The sequence below is a fragment of the Ruegeria sp. AB8 genome (genome assembly GCF_056542605.1).
The window spans coordinates 1-1,878 of the sequence record NZ_JBQGAB010000078.1 but is presented as its reverse complement, the minus strand read 5'-3'; the positions used below and the strand labels follow the sequence as shown (position 1 = coordinate 1,878).

The 1,878-nt window shown below is 55.9% G+C and carries 1 protein-coding gene and 1 pseudogene; one reads left to right on the top strand and one right to left on the bottom strand.

Annotation, left to right across the window (positions count from 1 at the left end; translation table 11 throughout):
- A pseudogene (locus ACR0CG_RS23750) lies at window positions 1-522 on the top strand (IS5 family transposase); the annotation flags it as partial.
- A gap of 41 nt (window positions 523-563) precedes the next feature.
- Here the strand turns inward: ACR0CG_RS23750 and ACR0CG_RS23745 are convergent.
- Window positions 564-1,693, bottom strand: a protein-coding gene (locus tag ACR0CG_RS23745) for an IS3 family transposase (RefSeq protein ID WP_480424262.1) whose coding sequence is annotated in 2 segments (ribosomal slippage) — window positions 564-1,450 and window positions 1,450-1,693 — 1,131 coding nt in all. Because the reading frame shifts where the segments join, the coding sequence is not laid out codon by codon here.
- Window positions 1,694-1,878: the final 185 nt, after the last annotated feature.

The window sequence follows — 1,878 nt, the reverse complement described above, 5'->3', positions numbered from 1 at the left end:
TGAAGGCACACCGCACTACCACCAGCATGGGCGTCAAAAAGGCGGGCGCGGACGCCTGATAGGTCGAACGACGGGCGGCATGAACACCAAGCTGCATGCCATCTGCGACAGCCTGGGACGTCCGGTGAACTTGTTCGTCACTGCTGGTCAGTTCAGCGATTACATCGGGGCACGGCTTTGCTGAGCAGCCTGCCGCGTGTCGGCTGGCTACTCGGGGACCGTGGAGATGATGCGGACTGGTTCAGAGAAGCGTTGAGAGACAAAGGGATACGCGCCTGCATCCCCGGCCGTACGCAACGCAAGACGACAGTCCGATACGAAAAGCGCCGCTACAAACGGCGCAACAGGATCGAGCTCATGTTCGGCAGGATCAAAGACTGGCGGAGTGTCGCAACCCGATACGACCGCTGCCCAAAGGTCTTCCTATCAGTCATCGCCCTCGCAGCCCTCGTCATTTACTGGCTATTAGGCCTGACCCAAGGTGTTCAGTTCCTGCGACTGTTTTGCGGAATTCCTCGTTGAGTATGGACCTGTCGCGTTTTTGTGCCGCTCCAAGTGCTCGTTTAAACCACTTTCCGTTCGAAGGCGACGGGACTTTTCCAGCCCAGTGCTGAGTGTCGGCGGCGCGGATTGTAGAAGCCGTTGATGTATTCGAAGATGGCCGCTTCAGCCTGCCGTCGGGTTTGCCATGACCGCCGCCAGATCAGCTCAGCTTTGATCGTTTTGAAGAAGGTCTCGACGGCGGCGTTATCATAGCAATTGCCTTTGCCGCTCATCGACACTTTGAAGTCATGTTGGCGCAGGATCTTCTGATAATCGTGGGAACAGTATTGGCTGCCACGATCCGTGTGGTGGATGCAGTCCTTCGGTGGTGATCTGAAGGCGATAGCCATTCTCAGCGCCCTGATGGCCAGGTCTCGCTTCATCCGATTGCTAACAGCCCAGCCAATCACACGGCGGGAATGCAAGTCCAGAATGACGGCGAGATAAAGCCAGCCTTCACGGGTCCAGACATAGCTGATGTCACCAGCCCATGTCTTGTTCGGCTGATCCGCTGTGAAGTCCCGATCCAGTAGGTTGGGCGCGATATTGAACTTGTGATCGCTGTCTGTCGTGACCTTGTGCTTGCGTGTTCTCAACACGGATATGCCGTTCTGGCGCATCAGGCGACCAACGCGACGATGCCCCACAGCCAAACCAATTTCCTTCAACTCTTCAGTCATGCGCGGCCTGCCATAGCTGCCCAAACTGAGGCGTGACTGTTCTTTGATATGCGCCAGCGTGACCAGATCAGACCGCTGTCTGCGACTGGCAGGGCGGCTGCGGAAGGCACGCAGACCGCGTGCGCTGACACCGACGACATCGCATAACCGGTTGGCTGGAAAGCTGGCTCTGTGTTCTTCGATAAACCTAAATCTCATTGCTTTAGGCCCGCGAAGAACTGGGTGGCCTTTTTTAGGATTTCCCTCTCCTCCTTGAGGAGCCGGATCTCCCGTCGAAGTCGCTCATTCTCTTGAGCGAGGCTCAAATCCTCTTTGGAAACCACGTCTGTATCTCGGTGCGCTGTGATCCATTTGTTCAGCGTGGACATCCCGACACCTAGATCATCAGCCACCTGCTTGCGTGTTAGCCCACTGGTCAATGCGATACGCACCGCATCTTGCCGGAATTCGGCCGTCCGTTTCAGTCCCATAGTCAGTCTCCTTTGCTGCAGTAGATGCTATCAAAGGAGCGGCATCAAACCGTGACAGGTCCAATCAGGCTCTAAACATGCGACCGCCCGTTCCAGAAACCTTGCTCAAAACTGGCCCATAGAATTGGGGCTGGACAAGGAACTTAAATCAGCCCCAGATACTGAAGCTGTTCACATGTTCAGTC